Genomic DNA, 25,592 nt, shown 5'->3' with positions numbered 1-25,592 from the left:
TCCTCGCGCTGGCCCGACGACGGGTCAACGTCCTGTGGGCCCTGATACGTGACGGACGGTGCTTCCAACGCGAACTCCCTGTCACGGTCGCGGCTTGACAACATCATTAGGAGGTGAGGGGAGGGGCCATGGCCAAGAAGCAGACGTCCGTCGACACACCCGGGTACGTGGGGGTGCTGACCGCGTCGGGCCTCTGGACGGCGGCGAGTTCCGGCAGCCCGGTGTACATCCGGCTGATGGCCGCGGCGACCGGCGCCTACGCCGTGTGGCTTCTCGTCGGCCATCTGGTCAAGCGGCGAAGGGAACGCCTCTCGGACGCTGCCGTGACCGATGCCTGATACGCATACGCACGTCCCTCCCACTCCCTGCCACTCACCGGTGCGAGCGAGCAGGTGTCACGCAATCAGCTGGCGCCGATGGCGACACATTCCCCGGCCACCCAGCCGTCCTGCTTGTTGCTCTTCACCGTCAGCCACCAGCTGCCGCCACCGCACGAGGTGTACTTGCCCCCGCTCGTGCCGCTGTCCCCGTTGACGCCGCAGGGCAGCTTGCCGCCCTTGAGGATCGTCCCGATCGTCTTGAAGGCCGTCCCGGGGCCCTGGCGCACGTTGAGGGTTGTGCCCGTCCAGTTGTGGATGTAGCACTTCGCGGCGGCGCGGGGCGCGGCCGACGGTGCCGCGGCGGCGCTGGCGGGGCCTGCCGCCATACCCATGACCGCTATCGCGGAGACACTCGCGGCTGCCGTCCTCTTCCAGTTCGTAAGCGTGCGTCAGATTCCTTTCAAGATCAAAAACGGGGACGGCTGAAACGTACCCCATCGGACACGAAGGAAGATCCTTTTCTGCGTCGCGGCAGTCGTCACTAGGACGAGCCGGGGAGGGACCGGGAGACCCGGGGGCGGACCAGAGGCCGTGGCGCGCATGTGTACGCCCATCCGGGAGGTGCGGCGAGGCCGAACTGTCCGTGCCGCGTACTACGGTTGTCCCAGCAGCGGCCTTGCCGGCCGCGACGGCGAAGCGCGGTGCCTCCAGGGCAAGGAGATCGGGGAGAGCGATCATGGGCGAGTCTCTGAAGACCTTCGTCGGCGGTACCGAAGTCGAGGTGCCCAACAGCATCCCGGACATCCGGGCCGCGCTGCCCGAGGAGAGACGCGAGGAGTTCGACCTCGCGATCAACGAGGCCGGGGTGCACGAGATCCAGGCCGTCATGCGCCACTGGATGCTGGAGGCCGTCCCCGACCCCGAAGCGGAACGGATTCTGGACCGGCTCGCGCAGGACGAGGCCGAGAGGCGGAGCGTCGCTTGAGCTTCCGCATCTCCTACGCCCCGCCCGCGGACGACACCCTGGCCAAGATGCGGGACGGCGAGTCCTTCCGCGACGAGATGGCCCGCACGCTGGGTCAGGAGCCGTACGGACACGCCTCGTCCGCCGTCAAGAGCGAGCGGGACCGGCGCGAGGCGACCGTCTCTGGGGCCATCGTCCTCTACTACGTCTCCCGGTCCGTCCTGACCGTCACCGTCGTCCGGCTCGTGCCCCTGCCCTGAGCAGCACGGGCAGGGGCAGGGGCCAGGGCAGGAAACAGGGATCCAGGGGTAGAGGCAGAGGGCGGAGGGGCAGGGGCGCGCGTTCGGTCGTGCGCGTCAGGCCAGCTTCTTGTCCTGCGCCGCCACGACCTCCGTCGGCACCTCGAACTTCGAACCGCCGCCCCCGGCCGCCAGGTTGAAGGCGTAGAACGTCGCCACCGTGCCCTCCTTGCGCAGCGCCACCAGCTTGAACGGGACCGTGTCGCCGTCGTCCTCGGCCGTGACCGTCCAGGCCGCCGACTCGTCGCCACCGCTGACCTTCTCGTCCGCGATCGAGGCGACCTTCGTCGGCACTCCTGCGGTCGTGACGGTGAAGCCGCCCGCGCAGTCCACTGCGGCCTTCTTCAGCGCGGCGAACGCGTCGGGGCCCGCCGTCTTGTCGTACGAGGTCAGCGCGACGAACGTGGACGTCAGGTCGAACGCGGCCTTCAGCGCGTCCTCGACCCCGCCGTCCGTCAGCTCCTCCAGCGGCTTCTTGCCGTCGGCCTTCGGCTCGCTGACGACCTTGCGCTTCGTGGTGGCCACCGAACCCTCCTGCGCCACGCCGTACATGGCGTGGGCCACGGGAAGGCAGGCCTCCTTGTCGACCTTGACGGCGTCCGCCGGGACCTCGTCGCCCGGGCCCGCCTTGGCAACCTTGTGGCCCTCCACATCACCCTGGGCGAGGGTCGCCTTCTCCAGCTCGGCGGCGGTGAGCGCCTTGGCCGGGGCCGGGGCCTCCGGAGCCGAGCTGCTGCCGTTCGCGGCACCGCCCTTGTCGTTCTTCCCGTCGCCCGCGTCGGCGTCGGACGAACCGCCGCAGGCGGTGGCCAGCAGGGCGAGGGACGCCGCGCAGGCGGCGAGGGCGGTACGGCGTACGGCAGTGGCGCGCATGGTTCTTCTCTCCGGTTCGGGGAGCAACCGCCCTTCCCCCGTACGGCACTTCGACGCCGCCTGGGACGGGCCGTCGCAGTGATCCCCACTTTACGATCGAACGCCCGAGCGATGGCTCACCCGATGGCACTCCCCCGTGATCGTGATTCTGATGTGATCACCCGGTGAACGTACGGGCGGCGCCGCCCCCGTGTACCGGAGTTGCCGTTGCCCACGCCGTTACGAGGCGCCGCCTGACGGACGCTGGATCAGGTGGCTGAAGGCGTCCAGGTTCCGCGTGGACTCCCCCCGCGACACCCGCCACTCGTACTCCTTGCGGATCGAGTCGGCGAAACCGAGCTCCAGGAGGGTGTTGAACGCGCCGTCGGCCGCCTCCAGCACCGTACCGAGCAGCCGGTCCAGCTCCTCGGGGGTGACCACCGACAACGGCAGCTTGCCGACCAGGTAGACGTCGCCGAGCGGGTCGATCGCGTAGCTCACGCCGAAGAGGCGGAGGTTGCGCTCCAGAAGCCAGCGATGCACCCCGGCGTCGTTCTCGTCGGGGTGGCGGACGACGAAGGCGTTGAGCGAGAGGGAGTGCTTGCCGACGATGAGCGAACAGGTCGTCGACAGCTTGCGGGTGCCGGGCAGCGTCACCACGTAGTTGCCGGGCGCGGGGCTCTCCCAGGCGAGCCCGGCATCGTTCAGCGTCGCCTCGATGACCTGGGCCGCTGCTGTTTCGTCGGGTACGTCAGCCATGCGACGAGCGTACGTCAGCCCCGGACGGGCGGCAGATGGGCTCAGCCGTGGTGTGTACGCGCCCGGCGGCGGTGGTCGGTCAGCGCGGCCGTGTACACGTCGGCGGTCGCCGAGGCGGCCGTGTCCCAGCCGAAGGACTGGGCGTGCGCCGCCGCGGCCGCCCCCATCCGCTCGACGAGCTCCGGCGCGTCCGCGAACCGCCCGAGCGCGCGGGCGTACGCCTCCGGCTCGTGCCCCGGTATCAGGAAGCCGCTGACCTCGTCGCGTACCGCCACCGGCAGTCCGCCGACGGACGCCGCGACGACCGGGGTGCCGGCCGCTTGGGCCTCGATGGCGACCAGGCCGAAGGACTCGCTGTACGACGGCATGACCAGCACGGACGCGGCCCGGAACCAGTCCGCCAGCCGGTCCTGGCCCACCGGCGGGTGGAAGCGTACGACGTCGGCGATGCCGAGGCGGGCGGCCAGCTTCTGGAGCCCCTCGGGCTTCGCGAGCCCGCTGCCGCTGGGCCCGCCCACCACGGGCACCACGATCCGGGAGCGCAGGGACGGGTCCCGGTCCAGCAGCACCGCCACCGCGCGCAGCAGCACGTCGGGGGCCTTCAGCGGCTGGATGCGGCCCGCGAAGAGCGGGATCAGCGCGTCCTGCGGCAGGCCGAGGCGGGCCCGCGCGGCGGCGCGGGCGGATGGGGCATCCCCGGGACGGAACGTGTCGGAGCCCTTGGGGAAGGGGCGAAAGCGGTCCAGGTTGACGCCGGGATGCACGACGGCGACGGCGGCCGGGTCCGCGTCGTAGAAGCGGACCAGCTCGGCGGCCTCCTCGGCGGTGTTGGCGATCAGCCGGTCGGAGGCGTTCACGATCTGGGTCTCGCCGATGACGCGGGCGGGCGGCTCGGGGGTGTCGCCCTCGGCGAGCGCGGCGTTCTTGACCTTGGCCATGGTGTGCATGGCGTGGACGAGCGGGACGCCCCAGCGCTGGGCGGCGAGCCAGCCGACCTGGCCGGAGAGCCAGTAGTGGGAGTGCACGAGGTCGTAGTAGCCGGGGCGCTGACCGGCCCAGGCCTGCATCACGCCGTGCGTGAAGGCACAGAGCTGGGCGGGCAGGTCCTCCTTGGCGAGCCCCTCGTACGGCCCGGCGTCGACATGCCGGACCAGAACGCCCGGGGCCAGCTCGACGGCGGGGGGCAGCGAGCCGGTGGTCGCCCGGGTGAAGACCTCGACCTCGATATTGATCGCGGCGAGCCGCTTGGCCAGCTCGACGATGTACACGTTCATCCCGCCCGCGTCGCCCGTACCGGGCTGGTGCAGCGGGGACGTGTGCACAGAGAGCATCGCGATGCGGCGCGGCCTGCGGGAGGACCCGGGGAAACCGCCGGGGAAGCGGATGCGCGCCGCGGAGCGGGCGGAGCCGAGCCGGGAGACGTACTGGCTCACGTCGTCGGTCCTCCTCGCTCAGGGCCTCACGGGGCATGCCGTGGGGAGGGGCGTAGGGCCCCTCCGAAGGGCGAGAACAGCGGAAGGCCGCCTTTCATTTCCGCTTTGCCAAATCATTACGCTGCCGGGCGGCGCGCCCCGCCACGTCGCCGGGAGGCGCATCGTGCGGTGAGCACCCCTCTCACCTCGTCGCATACGCTCGACGCATGCGCCAGCGCCCCATCGGCACCGCCACCCGCGGGACGACCAACCCGAACCGGCTGCGCCGCATGGACCGCTGGATCGCCGCCGCGCACGGCCCGGTCCTGCGCCGCGCCGCGACCCCCGTGGCCGCCGATCTCGGGTACGGGGCCGCCCCCTGGACCGCCGTGGAGCTGCTGGACCGCCTGCGCACCGCCGAACCGCGCACCGCGGTGGCGGGCATCGAGATCGACCCGGAGCGGGTCGCCGCCGCGCAGCCGTACGCCCGCGAGGGCCTCACCTTCGTCCACGGCGGCTTCGAGATCCCGCTGGAGGTCCGGCCCACGCTGATCCGGGCGGCGAACGTGCTGCGCCAGTACGACGAGGAGCGGGTCGCCGAGGTCTGGGCGCGGCTGTGCTCCCGCCTCGCCCCGGACGGGCTCCTGGTGGAGGGCACCTGCGACGAGATCGGGCGGCGGCACGTCTGGGTGGCCCTGGGGCCCGAAGGCCCGCGCACGGTCACCTTCGCCACCCGGCTCGGCTCGCTGGACCGCCCCTCGGACCTGGCGGAGCGCCTGCCGAAGGCGCTGATCCACCGCAACGTCCCGGGCGAACCGGTCCACGCCTTCCTGCGGGACTTCGACCGGGCCTGGGCGGCGGCCTCCCCCTACGCCTCGCTCGGCGCCCGGCAGCGCTGGATCGCGGCGGTGCGGGCGGTGGCGGTCGACTGGCCGGTGACGGACGGGGTACGACGGTGGCGCCAGGGCGAGGTCACGGTGGCGTGGGACGCCCTGCGGCCGGGCGGCCACTGAACAACCGCCCGAAAGGACGGAACCAGCCCGTTCCGGGAACGCCGGGGGATCATCGTTCGTCCCTTGTGATGGGGAGGGGGGACGAAGGACGGAATCGGGCACGCGCGGCGCCACCCGTGGGGCGAAGTGCCCCGGAACAGGCGGTATGTGACGCGACAGGTGGCGCCTGCCTCTGTTGCTTTACGAGGCGACATGGCACGATCGCGACGTTGCCGAAAAGTTACTGACGGTAAGTCAGATGTGCGTTACCCGGCTTCGGTTGCCTTTCTCGCATTCAGCTTGATTGTCACCATTGCCGGAATTGCCCGCCATCGCTGTCATTGCCGCCACCTCTGTCATCGCTGTCATTGCTGCCGTTGCCGCCAATATCGACTGAGTCGCCTTCACCTGGAGGCGAGCCCGGAGAACCGACCCGGAGGGGGAGCTCGTGAACCGACGCCACTGTGCCACTGCCGCGATCACGCTGGTCTGTGCGCTGGCCCTGCTGACGGCCCCGGTTCAGGCCATGGCCGCCCCGGCTCCGAACCCTTCGCCGTCCCCGGCCGCCTCTTCCCCGGCCGACTCCTCTCCTTCCCGGTACTCCAACGCGGACCTGGAGAAGGTCCGCGAGCAGATCGAGACGCTGTACCGGAAGGCGGGCGCGGCGACGGACGCGTACAACCTCGCCGAGGAGCAGACGAAGAAGCAGTCCGGCGAGATCGTGAAGCTGGCCAAGGCGATCGTCGACGGCCAGGCGCGCATCGCCGCGCTGAAGGACCGGGCGGGCGCCCAGGCCCGCGAGCAGTACCGCAACGGCGGTCTGCCGCCCGGCGCCCAGCTGGCCCTCAGCAACGACCCGAAGCTCTTCCTCGACGGGATCAACAAGGTCCGGCAGAGCCAGCAGGCGTCCAAGTCGCTCCTGACCGAGCTGAACCAGACGCAGAAGGACCTGGAGCTGTACACCCAGGACGCCAGCGCCAACTGGGAGAAGCTGGAAGCGAACCGGGTCAAGCAGGCCAAGGCCAAGAAGAAGATCAACGCCCAGATAGCGGCGGCGAAGAAGCTTGAGTCGCAGCTGGAGAAGAAGGAGCGCGACCGGCTGCGCCAGCTGGAACAGGACGCCGCGAACAAGGCGCAGACCGCCTGGCTCTCCTCCGGCGCGATCAAGGAGGTCAGCGGCGAGGCGAGCAAGGCCGGCCAAGCCGCGGTGGCCTTCGCGACCGCGCAGATAGGCAAGCCGTACGTCTGGGGAGCCGAGGGCCCCGGTTCGTACGACTGCTCGGGCCTGACGTCCCAGGCGTGGCTGGCCGCGAAGCGGCCGATCCCGCGCACCTCGCAGGAGCAGTGGCGGCTGCTGCCGCGCATCGACATCCGGGACATGCGCCCCGGCGACCTGATCATCTATCACGCCGACGCCAGCCATGTCGGGATGTACGTCGGCGACGGCGCGATCGTCCACTCCCCGCGCCCCGGCCGCAGTGTCACGCTGGCGGGCGCGGGCTCGATGAAGATCCTCGGCGTGGTCCGCCCCGACAAGTAGGCGCAGCAGGCATCGAGCCCAACGAGTAGGCGCAGCAAGCAGCGTGCAGCCGTCGTGAGCGGTGGCTCCCTGCTCATGTGAGCCGGGCCACGCGGCCGTTCACGGGCGGGTGATGTTCGTCATGGGCCCTTCCCGGCCCGTACGACGGCCCATCGCGCCGGATCCGTGTCAGGACGCGGCTTATGGCGCCGCATATGACAGCGGCCGCTTTCCGCGTGCCATTCCGTTCCCCCGCCGTGTGCCGCTATCGTCCCCGACTGGCGGTGCGTCGATCGGCGTTCCGCCGCACCCTCGGGGGAGGGAAGGAAACCCGAACCGATGCCCGTACCCGTACCGCAGCAACGCGCCGTTCCCGCTGCGGAGACCACCCATGGCGCCGACCTCACCCTGCTGGTGATCGAGGACGACCCGGCGGGCACCACCATCACCGTCCCCGAGCTCTCGGCAGCTGCCGGAACCCGGGTCCGTATCCGTACCGCCCGCAACCTCACCGAGGCCGGGCGGCTACTCACGGACGACGTCGACTGCATCCTGCTGGACCTCGCGCTGCCGGTCACGGGCGCGGGACCGGCGGCCCCCGACGCCGGTGAGCGGCCCCAGCCCGCCTCCGAACGGCCCGAGCCCGTCTCCGGGCGGGCCGACGAGCTGGCGGCCCTCACCCACGTACTCCGCATCGCCCCGCTGCACGCGGTGCTCGCGCTCACCGCGCGGGACGACACGGAGCTGGCGGCCGAGGCGGTACGGGTCGGGGCGCAGGACTACCTCTTCCGGGGCGAGCTGGACGCGCGCGTCCTGAGCCGGGCCATCCGGTACGCCGTGGAGCGCAAGCGCGCCGACATCGCTCAGCACCAGCTGACCGAGTCCCGGCTGCGCGCCCAGGAGAACGCCCGCCTGGAACGCGGCCTGCTGCCCACCCCCCTGCTGGACGGTTCCGACCTGAGCTTCGCCGCCCGCTACCGCCCCGGCCGCAGCCGCGCCCTTCTCGGCGGCGACTTCTACGACACCGTGCGCACCCCGGACGGCACGGTGCACGCGATGATCGGCGACGTCTGCGGGCACGGCCCGGACGAGGCGGCGCTCGGCGTCGAGCTGCGGATCGCCTGGCGGGCGCTGACCCTGGCCGGGCTGTGCGGGGACGAGCTGCTGTCCACGCTCCAGCAGGTGCTGGAGCACGAACGGCAGAGCGAGGAGATCTTCGCGACGCTCTGCACCGTCGACATCGCGCCCGACGGGCGCCGGGCCGGGCTGTGCCTGGCCGGTCACCCCGCCCCGCTGCTCGCCCGCCACGGGCAGCCGGCCCGGCTGCTCCCCTACGAGGACGGCGGCCCGGCACTGGGTCTGCTGCCCCGGGCGAGGTGGCCGCGCAGGCAGGTCGAGCTGGGCGGGTCCTGGAGCCTGATGATGTACACGGACGGCCTGATCGAGGGCCGTGTGGGGACGGGCGGCAGCGAGCGCCTCGGCCAGGACGGCATGGTCGCCATGGTCAACGAGCGGCTGGAGCAGGGCCTGGCGGGCGAGGAGCTGCTGGAGGCGGCGGTCACCGAGGTCCGGGAGCTGAACGGTGGCGAGCTGACGGACGACGTGGCGGTACTGCTGCTGGGCCGGGACCCGGAGCGGACACGACGGCGGGGCGGCAGCGCACCGCGCTCCCGCCCCGCGTCACCCGTGGCCGGGCGCCCCCTGGGCGCTCAGCGCCCGCCGTTGTAGGGGCCGTACGGGCCGTCGCTGCTGGACCCGCCCCGGCGGCCACCGCCGCCGCCCGAGACTTCCTTGATCGCGGGCCGTACGTCGACCATGAAGACGATCGACGCGATGAGGCCGGCGATCTGGAGGAAGAGCATGGGGATGAGCAGGTTCACGGCGACGGCGACGCCGAGAATGATCAGCCAGAACGACTTGCTCTTCTTGTCGGCGGCGCGGTAGGCGTCCTCCCGGGCGGTCGCCGCGAAGACGAACGCGACCACAGCCAGCACCAGCATCGCCAGATAGAGCAGCTGGAGGATCGTGCCGAATCCTGAGAGCAACATGGTGTACCGCCTAGTGAGTGGATGAACGCCCTGCGGCCGAGTGGGCCACGGTACCGGGACAACGATCCGGCCACCGGTAAAGGTGCCCGCCCCACGCCCCGGTCACGCGTACCGGGGCGCGGAATGACCCTCCGGGGTCACGTGCCGGCGGGCGGCGGGGTCTTCTTGGCCGCGGGCTTGCGCGGGGCGGGCGTCTTCTTGGCGGCCTTGGCCTCGGCGGCCGCGGCCTTCGGCTCGTCGGACTTGACTGCTACGGACTCCACGGGCGCGGGCTCGGCGGATTCGGGCTTGGCGGCACCGGCCGCGGGAGCGCTCTTCGGGGCGGCCTTCGGCTCGGCGGACCTGGGCGCGGCGGACCTGGGCGCGGCGCTCCTGGGCGCGGCCTTCGGCTCGGCCTCGACGACGGCCGAGATCTCGACGATCTCCTCGGCCGTCTCGCCGCGCCAGGTCCGCACAGTCTGCTCGCCGCGCTCGGCGACCTTCTCGTACGTCTCCCGGGCCTTGATCGCGTACTCGGCGGCCACGCCCACACTGCGCAGCGCCAGGTCCTGAGCGGTCTCGCCCAGCTTCTTCAGGTCGGCGGCGTCGAACGATCCGAACACCTCGGTGACCTTGGCCTGCACGGTGGCCTGGGCCTCCTTGGCCTGCGTGGTCACCTTCTCCTGCACAGCCTTGGGGTCCGTGTTGCGGACGGCGTCGATCCGCTCGGGCGCCTCGGCCCGCAGCTGCTCGATCAGCGCCGGAACCTTGCGCGCCTGCTGCACGGCCAGGTCGGCCGTGCCTGCGGCGAAGTAGAGGGGAGTGGGGTCGGTGAGGGTCTTGCGCAGGTCATCGGTGATGGCCATGACTGTGGTCCTCCCGGATCATCAGAACCAGCTGCTAGCTGTGAGGGTCGTGGTCTTTCCTGGCGTCCGCACCGGCGTCCGCGCCCGTGTCGACGCCCATGTCCGCGTCAGCGTCGGCGGCCGCGCCGACGTCCGCGCCGACGTCAGCATCGGCTTCGGCTTCGGCTTCGGGGACGAAGCCGTTCTCGCGGCGGAAGGAGTCATAGATCTGCAGCAGGACGTTCTTCTGCCGCTCGTTGATCGAGGGATCGGCCAGAATGACGGCCCGCGTCTCCAGCTCCTCCCGCTCCCGCTCGTCGAGAATCCCCGCACGCACGTAGAGGGTCTCGGCCGAGATCCGCAGCGCCTTGGCGACCTGCTGGAGCACGTCCGCACTGGGCTTGCGCAGCCCGCGCTCGATCTGGCTGAGATACGGATTCGACACCCCGGCGGCATCGGCGAGCTGCCGCAGCGAGAGCTGCGCCGCACGGCGCTGCTCCCGCAGGTACTCACCGAGATTGCCGACGTTGAGTGATGCCATGACTCGATAGTGCAACATCTCTGCTAACTATTGCAAGCACATGCTTGCAATAGTGTCGCGCGCCACGGCCTTGCCGTCGAAGATCATTCCGTTGGAGCCTGGGGCATGCAGACTCTCCCGACCTTCGTCCTTGTCCACGGAGCCTTCGCGAACTCGTTCTCCTTCGCGCCGCTCCAGGCCGAACTCGCCCTGCTCGGACACCGTTCGGCCGCGGTCGATCTTCCGGGGCACGGGTTCGAGGCCACGTTTCCCGCGGCCTACCAGGCGCCTCAGGATCTCGGGGCGCTCGCCGTTGAACCGGGTGGCATCAAAGGGGTCACCCTCGCCGACAACGCCGCCCGGGTGATCGACGTCCTGGAACGCGCCCGGCGGAACGGGCCCACCGTCCTCGTAGGCCACAGCCGGGGCGGGGTCACGGTCACCGCGGTCGGCAACCAGCGACCCGACCTGGTCGACCGCATCGTGTACGTCTCCGCCTGGTGCCCGGTCGACCTGCCCGTCGGCGACTACTACGCGGAGCCGGAGATGGCGGACGTGGACCCGGCCGCCTTCGCTCCGGCAGTCGCCGGGAATCCGGTCGAGCTCGGCCTGATCCGCACCAACTTCCGGACCGCCGACCCGGATGCGCTCGCCGCGTTCCGCCACGCCTTCGCCGCCGACCTCACCGACGACGAGTTCCGGACCTTCCTGAACACCTTCCAGCCCGACGAGAACCTCGACGCCGGCACGTCCGCCGACCGGGCGCAGGCGGCCACCTGGGGCCGGATTCCCCGGACCTACGTCCGCCTGACCGCCGACGCCAGCCTGCCGCCCGCCGTGCAGGACCGCATGATCCGCGAAGCGGACGCGCTCACCCCGGACAACCCCTTCGACGTCCGGACGCTGGAAGGAAGCCACCTGCGCTGGCTCGCCCGCCCGAAGCCCGCCGCCGAGCTGCTCGCGAGCCTCGCAGAGCTCTGATCGCTCCGCGCCGAGTCCGGCGGGCCGGAAGGCAGGAGAGGTGTCAGAGCCCAGTCGTGTCCTCCCTCGTACGGGACAGGGCCGCCACCTCCGCCCCCGACAGCGTGAGACCGGCCGCCGCGGCCGAGTCGCGGGCGGAGGCGGGCCTGCGGGCGCCCGGGATCGGAATCACGACCGGGGACTGCGCCAGATGCCAGGCCAGGCAGACCTGCTGCGGGCTGACACCGCGGGCGCGGGCGACGGCGTGGAAGGGGGTCTCTCCGGGCGGCACGGTGGCTCCCGGGGCGTCGACGGCGCTGGGCGAGATGCCGCCGAGCGGACTCCACGGCAGGAAGGCCAGGCCGAGTTCGGTGCACATGTCGAGGGTGTCCCGGGTGGAGCGGTGCAGCGGGGAGAAGCGGTTCTGTACGGCGACCAGGCGTGGGCCGAGGATTTCGCGTGCCGTACGGATCTGCTCGCGGTCCACGTTGGAGAGGCCGACCCTCCGGATCGTGCCGGCGTCGGCCAGGTCCCGCAGTGCGCCGACCGACTCGGCGAAGGGGACCGACGGGTCCGGTTTGTGCAGCTGGTAGAGGCCGATGGCCTCCACGCCGAGCCGGGCAGCCGAGGCCTCGGCTGCCCGGCGCAGGTGGCGCGGGTCGCCGTTCACCGTCCATGACCCGTCGCCCGGGCGGCCGCGACCGCCCTTGGTGGCCACCAGCACCTCGCCCGCGCCGCTGCCGTAGGCGGCCAGCGCGCGGGCGATCAGCCGTTCGTTGTGGCCGAGTTCACCGGCGTACCACTGGTAGCAGTCGGCGGTGTCGATCAGCCGCACACCGGCGTCGAGCGCGGCGTGGATCGTGGCGATCGCCTGCTCCTCGCGCGGGCGCCCCTCGACGGAGAGCGGCATGGCGCCGAGGCCGATGCGGCCCACCGCCACGCCGTCGATGGTCCGGGGGCCCTCGACGGCCCGGGTGCCGGGCGTCCCGGGCACCCCGGGCATGGTGGGCGCGGTGGGAATCGTTGCGGTCGGCCTGGTTTTCATCGTTCTTCGTGCTCCTTCAGGGCCTGCGGCAGCCAGTCGGTGACGGAAGAGAAGCGGAAGCCCAGACCGGATGCCCGGCCGGTGTCCATCGCATAGCAGCGGTCGAAGGAGAACGGGGAGAGCAGCTCGTCCGGGCCCTCCACCAGCCTCGGCCGCGTACCGGTCGCGCGGCCGATCTCCGCGCACAACTCCCGTACGTCCAGGGCTCCGTGGGATGCCGCGTTGACGGGGCCGGTGAAGTCGGCCGCCGCGGTCCAGGCCAGGAAGCGGGCGATCTCCGGCTCGTGGATGAAGGACGCGGGCTGCGGAGCGGCGTGGACCACGACCGGAAGGCCGCGTCCGATCCGCTCGGCGTAGTGGGCGAGCCGCCCGGTGAAGTCGGCGCCGCCGAGGACGTGCGCGGTGCGGACGGCGGCGACGTCGAAGGGCGCCTCCCGGGTGAGCACCGCCTCGGCCTGGCGCTTGCCCTCGCCGTAATGGCCCGCCAGGAAGCGCTGGTCCGCCCAGGGCAGCCCACGGTCGACCGGCCAGGCGGACGGGTCGACGGCCGCCTCCGGGAAGGGCGCCCCGCCCGGCCGGCCCGGTCCGCCCGGCCAGCCCAGCTCGGCGTACACCTCGACCGTGGAGGTCATCACATAGCGCCGGGTACGGCCGCTGAAGACCCGGGCGGCGACGGCCGCTTGGAGCGGTGAGTAGCAGACCTGGTCGACGACGGCGTCGAAGCTCCTGCCCGCCAGGGCGGTGCGCAGCGCGGCCTCGTCGTCGCGGTCGGCGCGCAGGTGGATCACACCGTGCGGTACGGGTACCGAGCCCCGGTTCACGACGGTCACCGCCGCGCCGGAATCCCGCAGGTCCTTGATCAGCCGCCGCCCGAAGTAGCGGCTTCCCCCGATCACGCACACGTCCATACCGTGGCCCCTCTCCCATGCGTCGGCGTCTCCGTACGGCGGCGTCCCCGTACGGCGTCCACGTGAGTCTGTTCGACCTCAGTCAACGGCGGTAGTGTTGATCCAGGCACCACGTCGTTAGGAAAACTATTGATCGACGTTCAACGGCTGGCCGTCCTGCGCGAGGTCGCCCGGCACGGCAGCTTCAACCGCGCCGCCCTCGCCCTGCACTGCACGCCCTCGGCCGTCTCACAGCAGATCGCCGCGCTGGAGCGGGGCCTCGGCGCACCCGCCGTCGAGCGTTCCACCCGAGGCGTCACGCTGACCGACGCGGGCCGTCTGCTGGTGGAGGCCGCGGACTCGATCGCCGCCGAACTGGCCGACACCCAGAGGCGTATCGAGCAGCTGACCGCCGAGCGGACCGCGCTCACCATCGCCACCTTCGCCAGCGGGGGCCGACGGCTGCTGCCCTCCGCCCTGTCCGGATTCGTCGCCGACCACCCGGAGGTGGAGCTGACGGTCCTGGAGGCGGAGCCGGAGGAGAGCCTGCCGGGCGTCCGCGAGGGGCGGGCCGATCTCGCCCTCGCCTACCACTTCGAAGGCCCGCCGCCCGCCCGGCCCGGCGACCGGTCCGGCCTGGACTGGACGCCCCTCGGCGAGGACCCGCTACGGGTCGTGCTGCCGCGCGGCCATCCGGCAGCGGCCCGCTACCGGCAGCGGCCCGAGCCACTGCACCTGGCCGAACTGGCCGACCAGCGCTGGGTCCTGGGCTGCCGCAAGTCGGCCTCCCAGCTCGCCGGGTACGCCGATCTCGTCGGCGTCGAGCTGAGGATCTCGTGCACGGCGACGGACTACGACTTCGCCCAGTCGCTCGTCCGCGCGGGTGTCGGCATCGCGCTGATTCCGGAGATCGGACTGATCCCGGAGATCGGTGTGGCCCCGGAGATCGGACCGACCCCGGACACCGGGCCGGCCTCCCACCCGGAGCTCACCGCTCTCCCGCTGGCCGAGCCGAGCCCCCGCCGCCACCTGGGCCTGGCTCTCTCCCGCCGCCGTCGTGGCCCCGCGGCCGTCCTGGCCGAGGAGTTGGCGTCCAGGCTCCTGGGCCGGACGGAACTCGCCGCGCCACCCTGAGCCCCGGCGCCCTGAGCTCCGGCGCCCTGAGCTCCGGCGCCCTGAGCTCCGGCGCCCTGAGCTCCGGCGCCCTGAGCTCCGGCGTCCTGAGCCCAATGCCGCCAAACGCCTCACGGCATCTCGTGCAGCACCAGCGCCTGAGCGAACGGTACGCCCGTACGTTCCGCGTACGTCATGCGCTCGCGCACCTCTCGCAGGGTGCGCGGCCGGTAGCCGGGTCCGCCGCCGGGCTCCCGTCCGCCGAGGCGCTGACGCGAGCTGCCGGTCGGCGTTCCCGTCGGCGCGGGTCACCTCACCGCCGACTTCGTGGTCGACGCCCTGCTGCTCCGCCCGCGCCACCGGACAGAATGGCCCCGGAACCCACGGCAGCTGAGAGCCGAACGGAGCTCGGGCATGACCAAGAAGTGCGTCCTCTTCGACGTCGACGGCACCCTGATCGACGCCGCCGACAACCAGCGCCGGGTCTGGGCCGACTGGGCCCGGCAGCACGGGCTCGACCCGGAGGCCGTGCACCGTACGGCGCTGCGCACCCGCCCCCTGGAGACGTTCGCCGAGGTCGCGCCGGACCGGGACCCGCAGGCCTGCCTGGACCTGCTGCACGCGCTGGAGGACGAGGACGTACGCAACGGCTCCTACGCCGCGTTCGACGGTGCCGCGGACCTGCTCGGCGCTCTGCCCGCCGGGTCCTGGGCGCTGGTGACCTCCAACTACGCGCACCGGGTGCGCGGCAGATTCGCCCGTACGGGGCTGCCGCTGCCCGCTGTGATCGTGGACGCGGCGTCGGTGCCGGAGGGCAAGCCGTCCCCGGTTCCGTACCTGCTGGCGGCCGAACGGCTGGGCGCCGATCCGGCGGACTGCCTGGTGATCGAGGACGCCCCTTCGGGGATACGGGCCGGACTGCGGGCGGGGATGACCGTATGGTCAGTCAACTCTGTTGGCCAGGAAGGCACTTCATCGGCTCACCGGGAGTATCCGGAACTACGCGCGGCCCTGCCGGACATCCACGCCTTCCTCGGCGACGGACCTCCCGTCACCTTCCCCGCCGCCCGCGGCTTCGACGCCGTGCTCTGCGACCTCGACAACGTCATCCGCTTCTACGACACCGCCCCGCTCGCCGCCCTGGAACGGGCCGCCGGACTGCCGGAAGGCACCACGACGGAGGTGGCCTACGCGCCCGAGGTCGATCTCCCGCTGCTCCTCGGCCGGATCACCCCGGACACCTGGGTGGAGTCCATCACCGCGAGCCTCACCGGCCGCGTCGGCGCCGACCGCGCCCGTGAGCTCGGCCGGGCGCTCGCCGACGCGCCCTTCCGGGCCGACGAGGAGGTGGTCGAGCTGCTGCGCCGGGCCAGGACCCACGTACCTCTGGTGCTCGTCACCAACGCGACTCCCCGACTGGACGCCGATCTGGCCCTGCTGGGCCTGAGCGACCTGGCCGACGCGGTGGTGAGCAGTGCGGTGGAGCAGGTGGCCAAGCCCGACGCGGCCATCTACCGCATCGCCGCCGCGCGGGCGGGCGTACCGATGGAGCGCTGCCTGTTCGTGGACGACCGCCAGGAAAACGTCGACGCGGCCACCGCCCTCGGTATGACCGGCATCCTCTACCGCGAACCCGCCGATCTACGGCGGGCGTTGGGGCCGTGCGCGCAGTACGCGAACCACCCGGGTCGGGCGCGCTGAGCCCCGGGCAACGGGAGCCGGTTCACCCCCGCCCCCGCCCCTCCAGACCCGTCCGCAGCTGGACGAACGCCTCCTCGGCCGCCTGGACCGCGCTCGCGTAGACGCGGTCCGCGCTCTCGCCCGCGTCGATCCGGCGCCAGTTCTCCAGGGCCAGGATGCGCAGGACCGCGATGATCTGCCCGGCCGCGAGCTTGTCGGGGACCCCGCCGCCCAGGGCGCGGGCGAGGGCGGCCTCGGAGCGGCTCTGGTAGGCGTGCAGACGGGCGACCAGGGACGGGGTGCCGTACAGCAGGCGGAGGAAGGCCAGGACCTGGGGGGCGTCGCAGAGGCCGGTCACCGGGTCGCGGCGGTCCAGGCCGTCGAGGAAGTGGCGGCGCAGGGCGTCCAGCGGGGTCTCGTCGGGGGAGCTGGCCGTGACCACCCGCGCGGCCTCGTCCTCGTGGTCGGCGAACCGGTGCAGGACCAGGTCCTCCTTGGCGGGGAAGTACCGGAACAGCGTCGGCTTGGAGATGTCCGCCGCGGCCGCCACCTCCGCCACGGACACCTTGTCGAAGCCCCGCTCCAGGAACATCGCGACGGCCGCGTCGGACACCGCCTGGTAGGTCAGCCGCTTCTTGCGTTCCCGCAGGCCGACCGGCGCGGGCTCATGCCCCCGGGCGGGTCCGCGGGAGGGCGCGCCGGCGCCGGACCCGTCAGTGCCGCCGTTCCCGGGCTTCTCTCCGTTCATGACCATGAAGCGTACGCCCTTGACGTCAAGCGGACTTGACGTCACCGCTCGTCCTTCGGATGAGCGCCTCGACCCCGTCCAGCAGGCGTTCCAGCCCGAAGACGAACTCGTGGTCCGGGTCGTCCGGCTCGCTCATCACCCCGGACTCCAGCAGCCGGGAGATCCCGGGGTGCCGTTCGGGGTCGACGAGCCGCCTCAGCGTGCGCTCGTTCGAGGCGACCACGTCCTCGGGCGCCACCCCGCGCGTCGTGACGGCGGCGGCCAGGTCGCCCATCAGGAGCGCCTCGCTGCGGACGAAGTTGGAGACCAGCAGGATCACCGAGATCTTGTCGCCCTCGCTGAGCCCGCTGTCCGCCAGCGCCTGGAGCCCCTGCTCCCACCAGGCGAGCGAGTTCGGGGTCGCGGGCGGGCCCCCGATGGGGATCCGGAGGACCCACAGATTGGCGTGGAACCGGTCCCGCTGCGCCGACGCCCACTCGGTGAGCGCCTCCCGCCAGCCCGCGCCGGCCTCCAGGGCGGACAGCGGCTCCGGGGGGCCGACAGCCGCCTCCTGCATCAGGACGTACAGCTCGTCCTTGGCGGAGACGTACCGGTACAGCGACATCGTCGACGCGCCGACCTCCTGGGCGACCCGGCCCATCGACACGGCCGCCAGCCCGTCGGAGGCCGCGACCGCGACCGCCGCCGCCACGATCCGCTCCAGGCTCAGGCCGGGCTTCGGGCCCTTGGCGGGGCGCTCCCGCAGCCCCCAGGCCGCCTCCAGGCTGGCCGGCAGATCGCCGCCGCCCGGGCTGGTCCTCTCCGTCACCCTCATCCCCTTGCCCGGCGTCTCGTCCACGCCGCCGCCCTGTCCCGCGCCCCCGCACGCCTTGACCCCATCCTAGGGATGCGTAATGCTTACGCAATAACGCGTATGGCATACGCAGAAAGGGGGCCGGTCATGACCGACCCGATCCACCGCGGCGGAAGCACCACCGCCGCCATCGACGCCACCGCCACCGCCACCGCCACCGCCACCATCGAGGCGTACGGCCTCACCAAGTCCTACGGAAAGTCCGCAGTCCGCGTCCTCGACGGAATCGACCTCCGCGTCGGGCCCGGCAGCGTCTTCTCCCTCCTCGGGCCGAACGGGGCCGGGAAGACCACCACCGTGCGGATCCTCGCGACGCTGACCGAGGCCGACTCCGGCACCGCCCGCGTCGCGGGGTACGACGTCGTCGCCGACCGGAGCGCGGTACGCCGCTCGATCAGCCTCACCGGGCAGTTCGCCGCCGTCGACGAGACCCAGACCGGCGAGGAGAACCTGCGGATGATGGCCCGGCTCACCGGCGCCAACCGCGCCGATGCCCGCCGCCGGGCCGCGGAACTGCTGGAACGCTTCGACCTCACCGCCGCCGCCCGCCGCCCGGCCGGTACGTACTCCGGCGGCATGCGGCGCCGCCTGGACCTGGCCGCCGGGCTCGTCGGATCACCGGAGCCACGGGTGCTCTTCCTGGACGAGCCGACGACCGGGCTCGACCCGCGCAGCCGCCAGCAGCTCTGGGAGGTCGTCCGCGAGCTGGCCGAACGCGGCGCGACCGTCCTGCTCACCACGCAGTACCTGGAGGAGGCCGACCACCTCGCCGACCGGATCGCCCTGATCGACAAGGGCCGTATCGCCGCCGAGGGCACCGCCGCCGACCTCAAGTCCCGCGTCGGGGGCCACCGCCTCGACCTGGCCCTCACCAGCCGCGAGGCCTACCTCCGGCTGGCGGGCCGCGCGGTCCACCATTCCCCCGAGACCCTGACGCTCGGCATCCCCACGGACGGCTCCGCCGCCCACGTACGAGCCCTGCTCGACGAGACCGACCCGACGGGCCGCGACATCGACCGCTTCAGCCTGCACAGCGCCACCCTCGACGACGTGTTCCTGGCCCTGACGTCCTCGGAGGCTCCCGCCCATGTCTGACATGACCGCCGTCCGCACGCGCGGCAGCTCGCCCGGTTCCCTCACCCACACCGCCGTCATGGCAGGGCGCAGCCTGCGCATCAGCAGCCGCAACACCGACGCGCTGATCACGGCGCTGGCCCTGCCGATCATGCTGATGCTGATCTTCGTTTACTTCTTCGGCGGCGCGATCGACACCGGGACGGACTACGACTCGTACGTCATGTACGTCGTCCCGGGCGTCCTGCTCCTGTCCGCCGGGTTCGGCGCCGCGACCACCGCCACAGCCGTCAGCGAGGACATGAAGGGCGGCATCATCGACCGCTTCCGCTCCCTGGACGTGAGGGGTACACCGGTGCTCGCCGGTCATGTGGCGGCCAGCACCGTCCGCAATCTCTGCGCCACCGCCCTGGTCTTCTGCGTCGCCCTGCTGATCGGCTTCCGCCCCGCCGCATCCCCGGCAGGCTGGCTGCTGGTGGCCGCCGTCCTGGTCGCCTACATCGTGGCGCTGTCCTGGATCTCGGCGGCGATCGGCCTGCTGGCCCGGAGCCCGGAGGCGGCGAGCGGCTTCACGTTCTTCATGTCGTTCCTGCCCTACCCGAGCAGCGCGTTCGTCCCGATCGACAAGATGCCGAGCTGGCTGCACGGCTTCGCCGAGCACCAGCCGATCACCCCGGCCATCGAGTCCCTGCGCGGGCTGCTCCTCGGCCAGGACGTGGGCAACGCGCCCTGGATCGCGCTGGCCTGGGCCGCCGGGCTGCTCGTCGTGGCGGTCAGCGCCTCGGAGGCGCTGTTCCGCATCCGGACGCGCTGATCACCCGGCGCCGTGCCGTTCCGGCCCCGGGCGCACCGGCCCCGGTCCCCCGGCCGGCGGTCCTCAGAACACGTCCGGGCACCACGGCCGCCGCCCCGTACGGAACACCGCGTCCCCCGTCGCCACCGCACCCGCCCGCAGCTCCTCGGCCCGGCCCAGGTCCACCAGCCGCCGCAGCGACTCGTCGCCCAGGTAGAGCGCCGCCAACTCCCCCACCCCGAGGGCCAGATCGGCGCTCCGGGTGGTCGGGGTGCAGCGCGCCCCCGAATCCGAGACGTCCAGCAGGAAGCGGCCCCCGGCCAGCCCCGCGTCGTCCCGGACGTCGAGGACGAGCGACGCCTCCACACCGTAGGTCCGGGCCTCCAGGGCACGCGGCACGTCCAGCATCCGCAGCCACAGCCAGTCCGCGTTCGTGACCATCCGGGCCGCCCGGGGGTCCGGAAGCAGCAGCGGGAGCAGGTCGTCGGGGGCGCGGTAGCCCGAGCGGACCGTGGTGATCCAGTCGATCGAGCAGAGGTAGTGCCACAGGGCCCGCTCGGCCGCCGGATTCAACGCGATCAGGTCCCGTACGGTCGCCGTGTTCAGCGGCTGCTTGGCGTCGCCCCACTTGTCGTCCGCGCCGTAGACCATCAGGCCGTCGACCTCGCCGTCGGCCGTGCGGTGCACCACGTAGAACGGCTCGGTCCACTTCTCGTGCTCCGGGCGGAGCCCGGACCCGGTGTGCTGCTGCCACCAGCGCTCGTCGCGGCTGACGACACCGGGGCGGAGTTCGGCGAGCCGGGCGTGCACCTCGGGGCCGAGCTTGCGGACGTCGGCACCGTCGACCAGCTCGATCCGGCCGCCGCCCTCCGGCTGCCCCGACCGCCGCGGATCGAGCCCGGCCCGGTGGACGGAGACCTCCCACTCGGCGGTCCAGGTGGCGGGGCCGAAGCCGTACCGCCCGTAGATCGGATACTCGGCGGCGATCAGCGAGGCGAGGGGCTCGCCGCGCTCCTTGGCCGCCGCCAGGTCCGTCGCCATCATCCGGCTCAGCAGTCCGCGCCGGCGGTGCGTGGGCGTCACCGTCACCCCGCTGATCGCGTCGGCCGTCACGGTGCCCCCGCCCACCACGGTCAGCTGCTGGGCGAACGAACGGAACGTCGCCACGCAGCGCCCGGCGTCGAAGGCGCCCTGCACCCGCGAGAGGTCCACCTGGGCGACCCGGTCGGCGACGAGCTCCTCGCCCGGTGTGTTCGGAGTGAGGAAGCCGGTGCCCACCGCCTTCATCCAGTCGGCGAATTCGGGCGCGGTGACCGTGCGGACATCAAGGCTCATGCCCCCACGCTAGGCACGCGCGTCTCAGAATGTCGCGCGAATTTCCCCGACCTCGGCAGCCCCGCCGAGCAGCGGCGAACGCCCGATCCGGGCGACGACCGGGGCGTCCACGCCGAGCAGTTCGAGCGCGCGGGCCAGCACCGGGCCGAGCGCCCGGCCCGCCCCGTCGTCGACCTTGAAGGCCAGGGCCCGGCCGTCGGCCAGGGCCACCGCCTGGACAGCCTCGGCGCCCATCTTGGAGAGCGCCCCGGGCACCTCGCTCATCAGCCAGGTGTCCGGCCGCCTGGTGCCCGCGACGTACTCCGGGTGGGCGCGCATCGCGTCCGCGACCCGGCGCTCGGCGCTCCCGGGCTCCGCCAGCACGAACGACCGGAAGGCGCGGGCCAGACCGGTCAGCCCGATCGCCATCAGCGGGGCCCCGCAGCCGTCCGTACCGACCGCCGCGACCGGCTCGCCCGCCGCCTCCGCGACGACCTGCCCCACCAGCCGCTGGAGCGGGTGGCCGGGGTCGAGATAGCTCGCGGTGTCCCAGCCGTTGCGGACGCAGACGGCGAGCATGGCCGCGTGCTTGCCGGAGCAGTTCATGGTGATCCGCTCGCGTACCTTCCCGGCGGCCAGGTACGCCTCCGCCTCCACCGGGTCCAGCGGCAGGTCCGGCGGGGTCTGGAGGTCGGCCGCGCGCAGCCCGTGCTCGGCGAGCACCGTGCGTACGAGTTCGAGGTGGAAGGGCTCCCCCGAATGGCTGGCGGCGGCCAGGGCCAGCCGCTCGCCCGACAGATCGAGGCCGGCCCGCAGGATCGCGGCGGCCTGCATCGGCTTGTTGGAGGAGCGGGGGAAGACGGGCGCCGCCGGGTCCCCGACCGCCCGCTCGACGCTGCCGTCGGCCGCCAGCAGCACCAGCGAGCCCCGGTGGTGGCCCTCCACGAAACCGGACCGTACGACCTCTGCCAGAACGGGCGGGGCGGGGGCCTGAGCAGGGGATATGGCGGACGAGGCGTCGGTGGACGTCATGGTGGGCCTTCCGGGGACGGGGGTGCGGGACCCGCGCCCGGAAGGATCGCTTCAGGCGAGCAGGTCGTCTACTTGTGCTTCACCGTCACGGTACCTGCGGGCGATCTCCGCGCTGCAATCGTCGGCCGTGCGCTGGAGCTCGTGACGACGCCGGGAGACCTGCTGTTCGTAGCGGACGAGCCGGCCCATGGCCGTGAGCAGCTCCTCGTCCGTCCGGGCGTCCAGATCGGACAGCTCGACCTCCGCGAGCGTCTCGGCCGCCAGCTGCCGGAACTCGTCCCCGCGCGGCGTCGTCAGCGTGACGTGCCGGGCGGACGAGCGGTGCCGGGACGGGGTGTCGGCCAGGATCTCCGAGAGCCGGTCGACCACCGCGGCCTCCTCGACCGGCGCCTCCGGGTCCCGGCGGCGGGTCAGTTCCGCGCGCAGGATGTCGATCCGGCCCTGCACGAGGCGGCGTACGTAACTGAGATCGGCCTCGTCGCGCTGGGCGTCCCGGCGCAGCGTCCGCAGCTCCGGCAGCCGCAGCCCGCCGAACCCTCCGTCGCCGCCCGCCTGCTCCGGCACGGCGGTCCCGGGCGCCCCGGGTACCGGCGGCACGGACGGGAGCACGGGCCCCTGTCCGGTCAGACTGCGCTGTACGGGTGACCGCAGGGTGCTGGCGCGGTGACGTGTGCCCGGTACGGCACCGGGAGATTGTCCGGCTCCATATGTACTCATGCTGTTCCGTCCCCTCGACCGGTGCGTCGGCACACCGACATCGTGCATCGTGCCACCCCGCAGCGGGCCCACGCAGGTGCTCTGTACCCGTTCAGCCCAAGATAGGTTGGTCTGTATGCGTGCAGTGGTACAGCGAGTGGATGGCGCGAGCGTCTCCGTCGCCGGTGCGGGCGACGACCCCTCGGCGCCCGGAATCGTCGGGGAGATCGTCGGCGAGGGCCTGTGTGTGCTGGTCGGGGTGACCCACGACGACACCCCCGAGAAGGCGGCCCAGCTGGCCCGCAAGCTCTGGTCGGTGCGCATCCTGGAGGGCGAGAAGTCCTGTTCGGATGTGAACGCCCCCCTCCTGGTGATTTCCCAGTTCACTCTCTACGGGGACGCCCGCAAGGGTCGCCGTCCCACCTGGAACGCGGCCGCTCCGGGCCCGGTCGCCGAGCCGCTGGTCGACGAGGTCGTCGCCCAGCTGCGGGCCCTGGGGGCGCAGGTGGAGACGGGCCGGTTCGGAGCGGACATGCGGGTCTCGCTCACGAACCACGGCCCGTTCACGGTGATCATCGAGGTGTAGCCGTACGCGGGCGGGGCAGCCCTCCACGGCTACGGCTCGACGACCGTCTCCTGGGCCGCCGCCGTGTCCCCCGCGATCAGCTCGGCGTCGACCGCCACGTTCCGCTTGACCAGGGCCAGCGCGATCGGCCCCAGCTCGTGGTGGCGGGCCGAGGTGGTGATGAAGCCGAGCTGACGGCCCTCCTCGCCGTCGGCGGCCAGCCGCACCGGCGTCCCGTGGCCGGGCAGGTGCACCTCACTGCCGTCCAGGTGCAGGAAGACGAGGCGACGCGGCGGCTTCCCCAGGTTGTGGACGCGGGCGACGGTCTCCTGACCCCGGTAGCAGCCCTTCTGGAGGTGGACGGCGGTACCGATCCAGCCCAGCTCGTGCGGGATGGTGCGGTGGTCGGTCTCGAAGCCGACGCGCGGCCGGTGGCCTTCGACGCGCAGCGCCTCGTAGGCCAGGATGCCCGCGGCGGGCCCGCTGGCCGCCGCGTACGACTCCAGGTCGGCACGCGGCAGGAACAGGTCCCGGCCCTGCGGGGTCTCCCGTACGGTCGCGCCGTCGGGGGCCTCCGCGATGGAACCGGCCGGCAGGTGCACGACCGCGATGTCCTCCGTCCGGTCGGCGACCTCGACCCGGTAGAAGAACTTCATCGACTCCAGGTAGGCGATCAGCTCGCCCTGTGTCCCCGGCTCGACGTGCATCCACACCGTCGTCCCGTCGTCCACCAGGTACATCGCGTGCTCGATGTGCCCGTTGGCGGAGAGGATCAGCGCCTCGGTGGCCTGGTGCGGGGCGAGGTCGCTGACGTGCTGGGTGAGCAGCAGGTGCAGCCAGCTCAGCCGGTCGTCGCCCGTCACGGTGACGACACCGCGGTGGGAGAGATCGACGAAGCCGCTGCCGTCGGCGAGGGCGCGTTGCTCGCGGAACAGATCGCCGTAGTGCGCCGCGACACCTTCGTCGCGGCCTTCGGCGGAGACGGCGCCTGGCAGGGACAGCAAGGGGCTCTTCATGCGCCCAGCCTACGACTTGGCGGAGGCGTCCTTCGCGGCCGTCGGCTCAGCCGTCTTCGTAGCCGTCTTCGTAGCCGTCTTCGTAGCCGTGCAGTCCGCGCAGCGGCCGAAGATCGCGAAGTGCTTCATATCGGTGTCGAACCCGAAATCGGCGCGCAGCTTCTCGGTGAACTCGGCGACGACCGCGAGATCCGCCTCGATGACGTCCTTGCAGTCCCGGCAGACCAGGTGGATGTGGTGGTGCCGATCGGCCAGGTGGTACGTCGGGGCGCCGTGCCCGAGGTGGGCGTGGCTGACAAGACCGAGCTCCTCCAGCAGCTCCAGGGTCCGGTACACCGTGGAGATGTTCACGCCGGACGCCGTCTTGCGCACCTCGCACAGGATGTCGTCCGGAGTCGCGTGCTCCAGGGCGTCGACGGCCTCCAGAACGAGCTGGCGCTGAGGCGTCAGCCGGTAGCCACGCTGCCGAAGATCGGTCTTCCAGTCGGTGCTCACCACAGGGCCAGTGTAGGGCGGGACGAGCACCGACCGGCCGTGCTCGTTCCGGAAGGACGCTCTCCTTCCGGAGAGGGGCCTACTTGAAGAACGCGATGCCGTCGTCCGGCATGTCCCCGAGGCTCTTCGCCATCTCGGCGACCTCCTCGGGGGTGACGACCTTCTTGAGGTGCGCCGACATGTAGGGGCGCAGCTCGACCTCGGGCGTCGCCTTCTCGCCGACCCACATGAGGTCGCTCTTCACATACCCGTAGAGCCGCTTGCCCCCGCTGTACGGGCCGGAGGCCGCCGTCCGGGCGACCGCGTCGGTGGCCAGGTCGATCTGCGGCTTCTGGTCGGCCAGCTCGCCGTACCAGATCTCGACGACGCCCTGGTCGCGGACCATGACGACCTCGACCTTGCGGTTCTTGTCGATGCGCCAGTAGCCGGACTCCGACTCCAGCGGCCGGACCTGCTTGCCCTCGGCGTCCAGGACCCAGGTGCGGGAGACGTACTCCAGGAAGTCACGGCCGTCGTGGCTGAAGGTGACCTCCTGGCCGAAGTTGCACTTCTCGGCGCCGGGGAAGTCGGACACGCCCGCGCCCGCCCAGTTGCCGAGGAGGAAGGCCAGCGGGACGAGGTCCGGGTGGAGGTCGGACGGAATCTCGATCATGAGCGGCTCAGACGATCTGTGAGGGGGTGCGGGCGGGCGATCGGGGTACGGCGAAGGTCAGCGCTGGCCCTGGTACAGCTTCTTCACAGCGACCGCGGTGAAGGCGAGGACGCCCACGCAGACCAGGACCAGCAGGGCGGTGAAGAATGCCTCAAGCACA

General features: G+C 72.2%; 29 protein-coding genes and 2 pseudogenes. 13 read left to right on the top strand and 18 right to left on the bottom strand.

The features are described 5' to 3' along the window. Positions 1–128: 128 nt before the first annotated feature. Positions 129–338, top strand: a complete 210-nt coding sequence (locus CIB93_RS24790) for a hypothetical protein (protein ID WP_096629935.1) — start codon at positions 129–131, stop codon at positions 336–338. Between the two features lie 65 nt (positions 339–403). Here the strand turns inward: CIB93_RS24790 and CIB93_RS24785 are convergent, their stop codons facing one another. Beyond that, positions 404–712: a ligand-binding protein SH3 gene (locus tag CIB93_RS24785; RefSeq protein WP_096629933.1), complete on the bottom strand. Its 309-nt coding sequence runs from the start codon at positions 710–712 to the stop codon at positions 404–406. A gap of 344 nt (positions 713–1,056) precedes the next feature. Here CIB93_RS24785 and CIB93_RS24780 point away from each other — a divergent pair, with 344 nt between their 5' ends. Together CIB93_RS24780 and CIB93_RS24775 are read left to right on the top strand one after the other, a co-directional pair. Further along, positions 1,057–1,305, top strand: a complete 249-nt coding sequence (locus CIB93_RS24780; protein WP_019762208.1) for a hypothetical protein — start codon at positions 1,057–1,059, stop codon at positions 1,303–1,305. Further along, the gene (locus CIB93_RS24775) at positions 1,302–1,544 is read left to right on the top strand and encodes a hypothetical protein (protein WP_096629932.1); all 243 of its coding nucleotides are present in this window, start codon (positions 1,302–1,304) and stop codon (positions 1,542–1,544) included. The genes CIB93_RS24780 and CIB93_RS24775 overlap by 4 nt, the downstream gene beginning before the upstream one ends. Positions 1,545–1,640: 96 nt before the next feature. Here CIB93_RS24775 and CIB93_RS24770 read toward each other — a convergent pair whose 3' ends face one another. The 3 genes from CIB93_RS24770 to mshA all read right to left on the bottom strand — a co-directional run bounded on the left by CIB93_RS24770 (position 1,641) and on the right by mshA (position 4,627). Further along, entirely contained in the window at positions 1,641–2,456 is an 816-nt protein-coding gene (locus CIB93_RS24770) for a hypothetical protein (RefSeq protein ID WP_096629930.1), read from the bottom strand. A gap of 219 nt (positions 2,457–2,675) precedes the next feature. Beyond that, positions 2,676–3,194, bottom strand: a complete 519-nt coding sequence (locus CIB93_RS24765; RefSeq protein WP_096629929.1) for a YbjN domain-containing protein — start codon at positions 3,192–3,194, stop codon at positions 2,676–2,678. Between the two features lie 41 nt (positions 3,195–3,235). Then, a complete protein-coding gene (gene mshA, locus CIB93_RS24760) occupies positions 3,236–4,627 on the bottom strand; it encodes a D-inositol-3-phosphate glycosyltransferase (RefSeq protein WP_096629927.1) in 1,392 nt (463 codons plus the stop codon). Positions 4,628–4,833: 206 nt separating this feature from the next. Here mshA and CIB93_RS24755 point away from each other — a divergent pair, with 206 nt between their 5' ends. From CIB93_RS24755 to CIB93_RS24745, 3 genes are all read left to right on the top strand, one after another. Further along, positions 4,834–5,619 (top strand): SAM-dependent methyltransferase, encoded by a 786-nt coding sequence (locus tag CIB93_RS24755; protein ID WP_096629926.1) that lies wholly within the window; start codon positions 4,834–4,836, stop codon positions 5,617–5,619. A 427-nt stretch (positions 5,620–6,046) separates the two neighbouring features. Beyond that, positions 6,047–7,138 carry a C40 family peptidase gene (locus CIB93_RS24750; RefSeq protein WP_096629924.1) on the top strand — a complete coding sequence of 364 codons (1,092 nt, stop codon included), beginning with the start codon at positions 6,047–6,049 and terminating at the stop codon, positions 7,136–7,138. Positions 7,139–7,456: 318 nt separating this feature from the next. Further along, complete coding sequence (locus tag CIB93_RS24745) at positions 7,457–8,845, top strand: PP2C family protein-serine/threonine phosphatase (protein WP_096629923.1); 1,389 nt, start codon at positions 7,457–7,459, stop codon at positions 8,843–8,845. Here CIB93_RS24745 and CIB93_RS24740 read toward each other — a convergent pair. The 3 genes from CIB93_RS24740 to CIB93_RS24730 form a co-directional block, all read right to left on the bottom strand. Then, entirely contained in the window at positions 8,827–9,165 is a 339-nt protein-coding gene (locus CIB93_RS24740; RefSeq protein ID WP_096629921.1) for a DUF2516 family protein, read from the bottom strand. The genes CIB93_RS24745 and CIB93_RS24740 overlap by 19 nt on opposite strands. A gap of 137 nt (positions 9,166–9,302) precedes the next feature. Then, the gene (locus CIB93_RS24735) at positions 9,303–10,010 is read right to left on the bottom strand and encodes a hypothetical protein (protein ID WP_096629920.1); all 708 of its coding nucleotides are present in this window, start codon (positions 10,008–10,010) and stop codon (positions 9,303–9,305) included. A gap of 34 nt (positions 10,011–10,044) precedes the next feature. Beyond that, positions 10,045–10,530 carry a helix-turn-helix domain-containing protein gene (locus tag CIB93_RS24730; RefSeq protein ID WP_096629918.1) on the bottom strand — a complete coding sequence of 162 codons (486 nt, stop codon included), beginning with the start codon at positions 10,528–10,530 and terminating at the stop codon, positions 10,045–10,047. Between the two features lie 105 nt (positions 10,531–10,635). Here CIB93_RS24730 and CIB93_RS24725 point away from each other — a divergent pair, with 105 nt between their 5' ends. Beyond that, complete coding sequence (locus CIB93_RS24725) at positions 10,636–11,490, top strand: alpha/beta fold hydrolase (protein ID WP_096629917.1); 855 nt, start codon at positions 10,636–10,638, stop codon at positions 11,488–11,490. 43 nt (positions 11,491–11,533) lie between these two features. Here the strand turns inward: CIB93_RS24725 and CIB93_RS24720 are convergent, their stop codons facing one another. After that, a complete protein-coding gene (locus CIB93_RS24720; RefSeq protein ID WP_096629950.1) occupies positions 11,534–12,472 on the bottom strand; it encodes an aldo/keto reductase in 939 nt (312 codons plus the stop codon). Positions 12,473–12,510: 38 nt separating this feature from the next. Then, positions 12,511–13,422 (bottom strand): NAD-dependent epimerase/dehydratase family protein, encoded by a 912-nt coding sequence (locus CIB93_RS24715; RefSeq protein WP_096629915.1) that lies wholly within the window; start codon positions 13,420–13,422, stop codon positions 12,511–12,513. Positions 13,423–13,551: 129 nt separating this feature from the next. On the opposite strand from CIB93_RS24715, the gene CIB93_RS24710 reads away from it, so the two are divergent. After that, positions 13,552–14,535 (top strand): LysR family transcriptional regulator, encoded by a 984-nt coding sequence (locus CIB93_RS24710; protein ID WP_096629914.1) that lies wholly within the window; start codon positions 13,552–13,554, stop codon positions 14,533–14,535. Positions 14,536–14,645: 110 nt separating this feature from the next. Here CIB93_RS24710 and CIB93_RS39075 read toward each other — a convergent pair. Continuing rightward, positions 14,646–14,759 (bottom strand): annotated as a pseudogene (locus CIB93_RS39075) (deoxyxylulose-5-phosphate synthase); the annotation flags it as partial. 169 nt (positions 14,760–14,928) lie between these two features. Between CIB93_RS39075 and CIB93_RS39070 the strand changes: the two are divergent. Both CIB93_RS39070 and CIB93_RS24700 read left to right on the top strand, forming a co-directional pair. Continuing rightward, positions 14,929–15,546: pseudogene (locus CIB93_RS39070) on the top strand (HAD family hydrolase); the annotation flags it as partial. Between the two features lie 51 nt (positions 15,547–15,597). Further along, positions 15,598–16,215 carry an HAD-IA family hydrolase gene (locus tag CIB93_RS24700; RefSeq protein ID WP_107470978.1) on the top strand — a complete coding sequence of 206 codons (618 nt, stop codon included), beginning with the start codon at positions 15,598–15,600 and terminating at the stop codon, positions 16,213–16,215. Positions 16,216–16,237: 22 nt separating this feature from the next. On the opposite strand, the gene CIB93_RS24695 is transcribed toward CIB93_RS24700, so the two are convergent. Continuing rightward, positions 16,238–16,948 carry a TetR/AcrR family transcriptional regulator gene (locus tag CIB93_RS24695; RefSeq protein ID WP_179500237.1) on the bottom strand — a complete coding sequence of 237 codons (711 nt, stop codon included), beginning with the start codon at positions 16,946–16,948 and terminating at the stop codon, positions 16,238–16,240. Between the two features lie 19 nt (positions 16,949–16,967). Beyond that, the gene (locus CIB93_RS24690) at positions 16,968–17,756 is read right to left on the bottom strand and encodes a TetR/AcrR family transcriptional regulator C-terminal domain-containing protein (RefSeq protein WP_373558802.1); all 789 of its coding nucleotides are present in this window, start codon (positions 17,754–17,756) and stop codon (positions 16,968–16,970) included. Between the two features lie 126 nt (positions 17,757–17,882). Between CIB93_RS24690 and CIB93_RS24685 the strand changes: the two genes are divergently transcribed. Beyond that, positions 17,883–18,890: an ATP-binding cassette domain-containing protein gene (locus tag CIB93_RS24685; protein WP_096629912.1), complete on the top strand. Its 1,008-nt coding sequence runs from the start codon at positions 17,883–17,885 to the stop codon at positions 18,888–18,890. Next, a complete protein-coding gene (locus CIB93_RS24680) occupies positions 18,883–19,683 on the top strand; it encodes an ABC transporter permease (RefSeq protein ID WP_096629911.1) in 801 nt (266 codons plus the stop codon). The genes CIB93_RS24685 and CIB93_RS24680 overlap by 8 nt, the downstream gene beginning before the upstream one ends. Positions 19,684–19,746: 63 nt before the next feature. Here the strand turns inward: CIB93_RS24680 and CIB93_RS24675 are convergent, their stop codons facing one another. From CIB93_RS24675 to CIB93_RS24665, 3 genes are read right to left on the bottom strand one after another with little or no spacing between them, the layout of a single operon-like run. Continuing rightward, the gene (locus tag CIB93_RS24675; protein WP_096629909.1) at positions 19,747–20,997 is read right to left on the bottom strand and encodes a GNAT family N-acetyltransferase; all 1,251 of its coding nucleotides are present in this window, start codon (positions 20,995–20,997) and stop codon (positions 19,747–19,749) included. A gap of 24 nt (positions 20,998–21,021) precedes the next feature. Continuing rightward, entirely contained in the window at positions 21,022–22,008 is a 987-nt protein-coding gene (locus CIB93_RS24670; RefSeq protein WP_096629908.1) for an asparaginase, read from the bottom strand. A 51-nt stretch (positions 22,009–22,059) separates the two neighbouring features. Continuing rightward, positions 22,060–22,725, bottom strand: a complete 666-nt coding sequence (locus CIB93_RS24665) for an ABC transporter substrate-binding protein (protein ID WP_257002340.1) — start codon at positions 22,723–22,725, stop codon at positions 22,060–22,062. A 115-nt stretch (positions 22,726–22,840) separates the two neighbouring features. Between CIB93_RS24665 and dtd the strand changes: the two genes are divergently transcribed. Beyond that, positions 22,841–23,290 carry a D-aminoacyl-tRNA deacylase gene (dtd, locus tag CIB93_RS24660; protein ID WP_096629906.1) on the top strand — a complete coding sequence of 150 codons (450 nt, stop codon included), beginning with the start codon at positions 22,841–22,843 and terminating at the stop codon, positions 23,288–23,290. Positions 23,291–23,319: 29 nt separating this feature from the next. On the opposite strand, the gene CIB93_RS24655 is transcribed toward dtd, so the two are convergent. The 3 genes from CIB93_RS24655 to CIB93_RS24645 all read right to left on the bottom strand — a co-directional run bounded on the left by CIB93_RS24655 (position 23,320) and on the right by CIB93_RS24645 (position 25,432). Beyond that, a complete protein-coding gene (locus tag CIB93_RS24655) occupies positions 23,320–24,285 on the bottom strand; it encodes a folate-binding protein YgfZ (protein ID WP_096629905.1) in 966 nt (321 codons plus the stop codon). Between the two features lie 9 nt (positions 24,286–24,294). Further along, the gene (locus tag CIB93_RS24650; protein ID WP_096629943.1) at positions 24,295–24,783 is read right to left on the bottom strand and encodes a Fur family transcriptional regulator; all 489 of its coding nucleotides are present in this window, start codon (positions 24,781–24,783) and stop codon (positions 24,295–24,297) included. Between the two features lie 76 nt (positions 24,784–24,859). Then, the gene (locus CIB93_RS24645) at positions 24,860–25,432 is read right to left on the bottom strand and encodes an FABP family protein (protein WP_096629903.1); all 573 of its coding nucleotides are present in this window, start codon (positions 25,430–25,432) and stop codon (positions 24,860–24,862) included. Positions 25,433–25,592: the final 160 nt, after the last annotated feature.

This window comes from Streptomyces sp. WZ.A104, from assembly GCF_002382885.1.
GTDB lineage: Bacteria > Actinomycetota > Actinomycetes > Streptomycetales > Streptomycetaceae > Streptomyces.
This window is presented reverse-complemented; position numbering and strand designations above follow the sequence as displayed.

Bases quoted from the DNA above. Each gene is read 5' to 3' on its own strand.
- CIB93_RS24655 (WP_096629905.1), bottom strand. From the start codon at position 24,285: ATGAAGAGCCCCTTGCTGTCCCTGCCAGGCGCCGTCTCCGCCGAAGGC.
- CIB93_RS24735 (WP_096629920.1), bottom strand. From the start codon at position 10,010: ATGGCCATCACCGATGACCTGCGCAAGACCCTCACCGACCCCACTCCC.
- CIB93_RS24720 (WP_096629950.1), bottom strand. From the start codon at position 12,472: ATGCCCGGGGTGCCCGGGACGCCCGGCACCCGGGCCGTCGAGGGCCCC.
- CIB93_RS24765 (WP_096629929.1), bottom strand. From the start codon at position 3,194: ATGGCTGACGTACCCGACGAAACAGCAGCGGCCCAGGTCATCGAGGCG.
- CIB93_RS24685 (WP_096629912.1), top strand. From the start codon at position 17,883: ATGACCGACCCGATCCACCGCGGCGGAAGCACCACCGCCGCCATCGAC.
- CIB93_RS24675 (WP_096629909.1), bottom strand. From the start codon at position 20,997: ATGAGCCTTGATGTCCGCACGGTCACCGCGCCCGAATTCGCCGACTGG.
- CIB93_RS24665 (WP_257002340.1), bottom strand. From the start codon at position 22,725: ATGAGTACATATGGAGCCGGACAATCTCCCGGTGCCGTACCGGGCACA.
- CIB93_RS24755 (WP_096629926.1), top strand. From the start codon at position 4,834: ATGCGCCAGCGCCCCATCGGCACCGCCACCCGCGGGACGACCAACCCG.
- CIB93_RS24790 (WP_096629935.1), top strand. From the start codon at position 129: ATGGCCAAGAAGCAGACGTCCGTCGACACACCCGGGTACGTGGGGGTG.
- dtd (WP_096629906.1), top strand. From the start codon at position 22,841: ATGCGTGCAGTGGTACAGCGAGTGGATGGCGCGAGCGTCTCCGTCGCC.
- CIB93_RS24785 (WP_096629933.1), bottom strand. From the start codon at position 712: ATGGGTATGGCGGCAGGCCCCGCCAGCGCCGCCGCGGCACCGTCGGCC.
- CIB93_RS24690 (WP_373558802.1), bottom strand. From the start codon at position 17,756: ATGAGGGTGACGGAGAGGACCAGCCCGGGCGGCGGCGATCTGCCGGCC.
- CIB93_RS24680 (WP_096629911.1), top strand. From the start codon at position 18,883: ATGTCTGACATGACCGCCGTCCGCACGCGCGGCAGCTCGCCCGGTTCC.
- CIB93_RS24740 (WP_096629921.1), bottom strand. From the start codon at position 9,165: ATGTTGCTCTCAGGATTCGGCACGATCCTCCAGCTGCTCTATCTGGCG.
- CIB93_RS24725 (WP_096629917.1), top strand. From the start codon at position 10,636: ATGCAGACTCTCCCGACCTTCGTCCTTGTCCACGGAGCCTTCGCGAAC.
- CIB93_RS24730 (WP_096629918.1), bottom strand. From the start codon at position 10,530: ATGGCATCACTCAACGTCGGCAATCTCGGTGAGTACCTGCGGGAGCAG.
- CIB93_RS24770 (WP_096629930.1), bottom strand. From the start codon at position 2,456: ATGCGCGCCACTGCCGTACGCCGTACCGCCCTCGCCGCCTGCGCGGCG.
- CIB93_RS24780 (WP_019762208.1), top strand. From the start codon at position 1,057: ATGGGCGAGTCTCTGAAGACCTTCGTCGGCGGTACCGAAGTCGAGGTG.
- CIB93_RS24695 (WP_179500237.1), bottom strand. From the start codon at position 16,948: ATGGTCATGAACGGAGAGAAGCCCGGGAACGGCGGCACTGACGGGTCC.
- CIB93_RS24715 (WP_096629915.1), bottom strand. From the start codon at position 13,422: ATGGACGTGTGCGTGATCGGGGGAAGCCGCTACTTCGGGCGGCGGCTG.
- CIB93_RS24645 (WP_096629903.1), bottom strand. From the start codon at position 25,432: ATGATCGAGATTCCGTCCGACCTCCACCCGGACCTCGTCCCGCTGGCC.
- CIB93_RS24670 (WP_096629908.1), bottom strand. From the start codon at position 22,008: ATGACGTCCACCGACGCCTCGTCCGCCATATCCCCTGCTCAGGCCCCC.
- CIB93_RS24745 (WP_096629923.1), top strand. From the start codon at position 7,457: ATGCCCGTACCCGTACCGCAGCAACGCGCCGTTCCCGCTGCGGAGACC.